Origin of the sequence: Daejeonella sp. (genome assembly GCF_037719425.1) — a bacterium.
GTDB lineage: Bacteria > Bacteroidota > Bacteroidia > Sphingobacteriales > Sphingobacteriaceae > Daejeonella.
Map to the genome: position 1 here is coordinate 1 of NZ_JBBJNI010000119.1, position 6506 is coordinate 6506.

Consider the following 6506-nt stretch of genomic DNA (forward strand, 5'->3'; position numbering starts at 1 on the left):
GATTTCTATTCATCGTTGACCTTGTTTTTTGTCAACCTATGTCAGGACAAGTCAGGCTTTAGTAAGTACCAGACTTAAAATGAATACAGTGCCAGAACATAAAATTGAATCCAGTGAAGATAAGTTCCAAAATCTCATATCGCAGGCTCCAGTACTCATTGCAAAATTTGTGGGTCCGTCTTTTATTACTGTAACAATCAATAAGATGGCACTCGAAATTTGGGGAAAATCTTATGATGAGGTAATCAATAAACCGCTTTTCGAATCGTCGCCTGAATTGGAAGACGGGTTAAAAACGATACTCAACGATATATACACTACAGGAGTACCTTTCATTTCCAACGAAATACCGGTTCAGCTAAAACGCATTGGAAAACCAGACATGGCTTATTTCAATTCGGTTTATCAGCCATTGCTTGATGTAGATAATAAAATTTACGGCATTATTTTAATTGGTACGGAGATTACAGAAGCTGTGAATGCCCGCAAACAAAGTGAGGCAAGTGAACTGCTTAGCCGTACTATTTTAGAAAACAGCCCGGATTGCTTAAAAATATTAGACACGGATGGTAGAATTCAGTACGTGAACTACAACGGGCTTTTCCAGATGGAGATTGATGATTTTTCAACTATTAAAAATATAAATTGGGATAGCCTTTGGAACAGTGAAAGCCAGGGCCTGGTAAAATCATCTATTGATAATGCTTTGAAAGGAGAAACTTCCCGATTTACAGCGTTTTGCCCTACTGCTAAAGGAACGCCTAAATGGTGGGATGTAGTAGTAGCGCCTGTGTGTCAACCAGGTGAACCCATCCGGCAAATCCTTTCTGTTTCAAAAGATATTACCGAACAGAAAAGATTTTCCGAAGAATTACGAGAAAAGGTAAGCCAGCGCACTAATGAGCTTCATATACAAAATGAAATCTTTAAACAAGCAGAAGAAAGTTCAAGGCAGGGTAGTTATTCTTTTAACTTAACTACAGGAAAATTAGCTTTCTCTGATAATTTGTTCCGACTGATAGGATATGAGCCAGATAAATTTGAACCTACATTAGATGAATTTTACAAGCATGTGCATCCTGATGACAAGGAATACGTGAAACAGTTAGTGCAAAAATTCTTTCAACGCAAAACCGCTGATGAATGGCACTACCGAATGAATACAAAAATCGGAAAGGTCATAAATATAAAAGGTACAGGAAGAGTTATAAAATCAGGCAATGAAAATCTTTTAGTGGGGATCATGCAGGATGTTACAAAAGAATTTGAACTCATTAAAGAATTGCAGCAAAAAGAAGAGTATAGTAAGAATATAATCAACAACGCTCCCGATGCAGTTATATTAATTAATGAAAAAAGTATTATCACCTTATGGAATCCTAAAGCAGAAGAAATTTTCGGATGGACTACTGAAGAGGTGTTAGGGTTGTCTTTAAGCAATATTATAATTCCAACCCATTATAGAGAGGCTCATATTGAAGGAATGAAACGCTTTTTGAAAACAGGTGAAACAAATATTTTAAATAAAACAATAGAAATTACAGCACTTAATAAGGAAGGTAAAGTGTTTCCCATATCCCTCACTATTTCGCAGGCAACTCAGCATGGAAATAAATTATTTATTGCATTTGTAAAAGACATCACTATTGAAAAGGAAAATAAAGATCAATTAATGGTTAAAACAAAGCAGTTAGAAGAGATAAATGAAGCCTTACTTGAAAATATTCAGTTGGTAATACAACAAGATAAAACCATTGAAACAATTAAAGAATTTAAGTTTCTGGCAGATTCAATTCCCCAGATTGTCTGGACCTCACGTCCTGATGGTTATCTCGACTACTATAATCAACATTGGATAGACTATACGGGCATGTCTATTGAAGAAACCCAGGGCTGGGGATGGGAATCGATACTTCATCCGGACGATTTACAAAACTGTATTGAGGTTTGGACAGAATCGATAACAACCGGAAAGCCCTATGAAGTTGAATATCGGTTTAAAAGAGCTTCTGATGGAATTTACAAGTGGCATCTTGGCAGAGCTCTTCCTATGCGAAATGATCAGGGCGAAATAGTGAAATGGTTTGGATCTTGTACAGATATTGACGTATACAAGCGGGCTTTAGATTTAGAAAATAAGATAGAGCAATTCGAAGATTTTAACAGAATTGTAGCTCACAATTTAAGAGGCCCGGCCGGAAGTATTGATATGATGATAGGAATTCTTGCAGAGTCTGATTCTGAAGCAGAGAGATTAGAAATGATAAGACTGATAAAGAGCACAAGCTCTAGTTTAAATACTACCCTCAATGAGCTGATGCAGGTATTAGAAGTACGGTTTAATAAGAACATGACATATGATACCTGCAACCTACAGGAACTTGTTGATGAAACCGAAAATATGATGAGGGGACAAATGATCTCAAAACAGGCTATCATAAAAACTGCTTTTGAAGTTTCTGATATTGAGTTTCCGCTGATGTATATGAAAAGTATTTTTTACAACATGATCAGCAACTCCTTAAAATATTCCCATACTGATGTTCCGGCATTAATCGAGATCAGCACTAAAAAACACTTCGGAAAAACTGTATTGGAATTTAATGACAATGGCTTGGGTATTGATCTTCAAATGCATGGAAACAACATGTTTAAGCTGAACAAAGTTTTCCATAGCGGATTTGACAGTAAGGGAGTTGGCCTATTTATGACAAAAACTCAGATTGAAACATTTGGTGGAACTATAAGTGCGGAAAGTGAACCGGGTAAGGGTACAAAATTTATTATAACGCTTTAAAATGTCTAAAATATCTTTAGTAAGTATCATAGATGATGATGCGATTTTCCAATTTTTGGCCAACAGACTTCTTCGGTCCACTAATTTGATCGATAAAATTATTCAATTTCCTGATGGAGAAAAAGCTATAAACTATTTCATAGAAAACAAAGACATCGCTGAAAACATACCCGATCTGGTTTTTTTGGATCTGAACATGCCTTATATTGACGGCTGGCAATTTTTAGAGAAATTTATTGCAATTTCTTTCCCTAAAGAATTGATCACTATTTATATCTGTACCTCATCTAACAGTCTATTTGATCAGAAACGGTTTACCGAATATCCGAAATTGAAAGGATATTTGATCAAGCCTATTGATAAGGAGAAATTTTTGGAGGTGGTTCAGAATGAACTCGGCTTATGATTATTAATTCCTGCAATAATCTTCTGATTATCACGGCATAAATTCTCCTGTATCAGACCGATCTATTCCATATTCTCTTGACAAGCTTACTCACTTTCAAGGGGGGTGATAATTTAAAAATCTACAAACTCAGTGTGCCTTTATCGCATATTTGTTAGTTTTGGAAACCTCAATATATCAAGAGCAATATCATCTATGAACCACTGGCTAATAAAATCTGAACCTTTCAAATACTCCTGGGATAAATTCAATAAAGACGGCAAAACCTTCTGGGATGGCGTAAGAAATTACCAGGCAAGGAACAACCTGAGGGAGATGAAGGAAGGGGATTTGGTCTTGTTTTATCATAGTAATGAAGGTAAGGAGGTTGTTGGTATAGCGAAGGTTGTTGGGGAGGCGTATCAGGATCCTACAACTGACGATACGAACTGGGTGGTGGTTGATTTTGCCCCCGTGGAGCCATTGAAAAAGCCAGTTACCCTGGCTCAGATCAAAGCGGACGAGAAGTTAAAGGATATCAATTTAGTAAGACAGGGGCGGTTGTCGGTGGTTTCGATAAGGAGGGAGGAGTTTGATAGGATTGTGGAACTAAGTGAAATGTGAAAGCGACTAAACGCGTTGAGTGCCTTCGGCACTGTTTTTTAACGCAGAGGGCGCGGAGTAGAGTACGCATAGGCTGGGTGGAGATATGTTTATTTCAAACGGTCAATACCCATTTTCCCTCTGCGCTCTCTGCCCGTCCGAACGTCGTTTAGCCGGGCGGGCGCAAAACTCTGCGTTCTCTGCGGTTAAACCTTGTCGGAAATCCGGTCATCCACCAATCTCGCTCACCTGAATTTGCCCGGCGTCTTGTGGAAATCCCTGCCTGCCTGCCGGCAGGTTGATACTAGTTCAATATAACACTTTTCCCTGCTTCATCTCCCGCTGGCAGATCAATTTGAACAGTACTTAGTTTTTTATCTTTATCCCAGACTGACCGCCAGTTAGGGCCTGCAGCGCCAAATTTGGTATTGATGGAGATTTCCAGTGATTTAAATTTATGCGTGGGGTCTGATACCGTAATTTTACGGATTGAATCGCCTTTTAAATGCACCATCACCATACAAGGGCTGTTGGTAGTCAGCGTAATTCTGTCTGTTAATTTGATGAGCCCTGGCTGGTAGAATACTGCCTGGACGATGTTCAAAGCTGTATGCTTAACCGCCTGTAATTCGGGTGTATTGGAGAGTATGACTACCGGCGGTTTTTCCTGATAACGTTGGATAGAAGCGGCGTCCATTCCAGGAACTACAATATACTCATATTCCGCATTTTTGGGTTTAGTACCGTGATTAAGCGATAGACTGAAAAGGTCTTTCTCTATATTATCCGCTGTAGCCCAATTCTGGTTATTGATTTGTTTCCAATTACCGCTAACCATCGTATTATTCAGGCTTACAGCCGTTGCTGATGGGAAAAGCCAGGCCACACTGTCGTGGAGTACCCACGAGACTCCAGTTAATTCATGTTTCCCCTTAACCAGAGTTTGCCTGCCGGACTGTGTTTTAACCACCACTTCATTGCCAAGTAAAGATTGGTTGAGGGTAGTTGCCACCGGAAATTCAGCCATTCCATTGATTCCGGCGCCCAGGCAAACGTATTCATTATCAAAGAAGAACCATGCCTTACGTGCTTTAAGAAGATCGTGTACGCTGCTGAAATCGAATGCTGCTGCACCATGTTTTCCATCAGAAACCCCGCCTGCAAAATCAGTTGTCCCTCTTTTCGCTATATCTTTAGAAGGGGGTAATGACGGTTTCTGAACTACCGTTGTACCGGGTATTTTCTGCCAGTCCCATACCGGGAAAATATCTGCATATTCTTTACCTGTACGGGATAAAAAGTTGGAGCCGTCAGCTACATGGTGCATCTTCAATCCCTCTCCATTGTAAGGTGATTCCATATTATTCTGCCGGGAGGAATACATTCTTACTGAGGCAAAATAGTTTTTGCTCTGATGGGCAAAGTAGGATGAATGCCAGTAATACTTACTCCAGGTAAGTTCATTACTCTTTTCGTTCTTTCTAACTTTTATAAGGTCTTCGAATTCCTTTTTTCTATAGCTGGTAGACAGCAAAAAGTTTTCTGGTATGTCGGTGCTGGCAGGGTGCAATGCATCTTTCCGGCTTAGATCACGGTTCTTAGCCCCGGGATCAGGATATTTTCTAAAACCCATGGCCAGGCTGATTCCATCGAGGTAGTAATCAACAAGTAATTTCACGGCTGCTTCAGGAAGCATGAATTTTGTGCCTGCAGTTTTCACCGTCCAATAGGTAAAAGACCTAACATAATTTGTACCGTAGCTATGTATGGAAGTCACATTATCCGTCCGGTGATGAAAGCCTAGGTCCGGATTAATTCCTCTTGCATTAGTAATTACAACCTGATCCGTCATCACTCTGATCGCATTTTCCAGCATCTTTTCGTCGTTCTTAAAAAGAGCCTGTTTACAAACCATGCCTGCAATGGGTATGAAGTCGCCGCCCGCCCTTGCACCAAGGCCGGTGAAGCTGGCCCGGGAAGCTATTTTTGCGCCTGATATTCTTTGCTGTTCGGTTAGATCGGTGTCTAAAACCAGCAGGGTATTGATCATCCAGTCGGGTGTTCCCATTTCATTCCACCACCAATTCTCGCAAATAAAGTCATGTTTTATCCAGAAGTTGAGTGCAGATGTAACCGTCTTTTTTACCCCAGGATCTTGATATAATACAGTACCTTCCTTTTTATAAGCCCTGCTTAAATCGAGCATATGTTCCAGATGGTCTTTATGCTGAAACCCCGTGCTGGACGTATCCTGGTAGTTGATGCCTGGCCAGCTTCCGTCTGGCTTAATACTGGCAACTAAATCTCTGATTTCATTAACTTCAACAGCAGGCTGCATTAAATCGTTTAGTATCCGTTTTTTTATGAGTGCAAGATCAGCACTTACGTTTTCTGCTATTTGGGCGGTCTTTTCTTTATTTCCAGTTGCCTGCTGTGCAAACACCTGATAACTTGGACCGATAGTCAGCACTGCTGAAAACCATAAGAAGACTAAACCGAATCTGACGAAGCAATCTCTTTTAAAGGTGGGGATTGCCGCGCTGCGCTCGCAATGACAAAGACGGTTCCTGCTCATAAAAGATGTCCTTGCGAGGAGGCACGACGAAGCAATCTCTAAGGTCGGGTTTGTTTTTTCGCAATGACAAAGACGGTTCCTGCTCATAAAGGATGTCCTTGCGAGGAGGCACGACGAAGCAATCTCTAAGGTCGGGTTTGTTTTTT

Annotated in this window: 4 protein-coding genes; 3 read left to right on the top strand and 1 reads right to left on the bottom strand. The window is 40.3% G+C overall.

The features are described 5' to 3' along the window. The first annotated feature begins 88 nt into the window (after positions 1–88). The 3 genes from WKF69_RS14410 (at position 89) to WKF69_RS14420 (ending at position 3806) form a co-directional block, all read left to right on the top strand. Positions 89–2797: a PAS domain S-box protein gene (locus WKF69_RS14410; protein ID WP_340382773.1), complete on the top strand. Its 2709-nt coding sequence runs from the start codon at positions 89–91 to the stop codon at positions 2795–2797. Position 2798: 1 nt separating this feature from the next. Further along, positions 2799–3203 carry a response regulator gene (locus WKF69_RS14415; protein ID WP_340382774.1) on the top strand — a complete coding sequence of 135 codons (405 nt, stop codon included), beginning with the start codon at positions 2799–2801 and terminating at the stop codon, positions 3201–3203. A gap of 195 nt (positions 3204–3398) precedes the next feature. Beyond that, a complete protein-coding gene (locus tag WKF69_RS14420; RefSeq protein ID WP_340382775.1) occupies positions 3399–3806 on the top strand; it encodes an EVE domain-containing protein in 408 nt (135 codons plus the stop codon). A 283-nt stretch (positions 3807–4089) separates the two neighbouring features. Here the strand turns inward: WKF69_RS14420 and WKF69_RS14425 are convergent. Continuing rightward, the coding region (locus tag WKF69_RS14425) for a polysaccharide lyase family 8 super-sandwich domain-containing protein (protein ID WP_340382776.1) at positions 4090–6506 on the bottom strand (2417 nt) is incomplete at its 5' end.

Excerpts from the sequence above, each read along its gene's own strand:
- WKF69_RS14415 (WP_340382774.1), top strand. The coding sequence starts at position 2,799 with ATGTCTAAAATATCTTTAGTAAGTATCATAGATGATGATGCGATTTTC.
- WKF69_RS14420 (WP_340382775.1), top strand. The coding sequence starts at position 3,399 with ATGAACCACTGGCTAATAAAATCTGAACCTTTCAAATACTCCTGGGAT.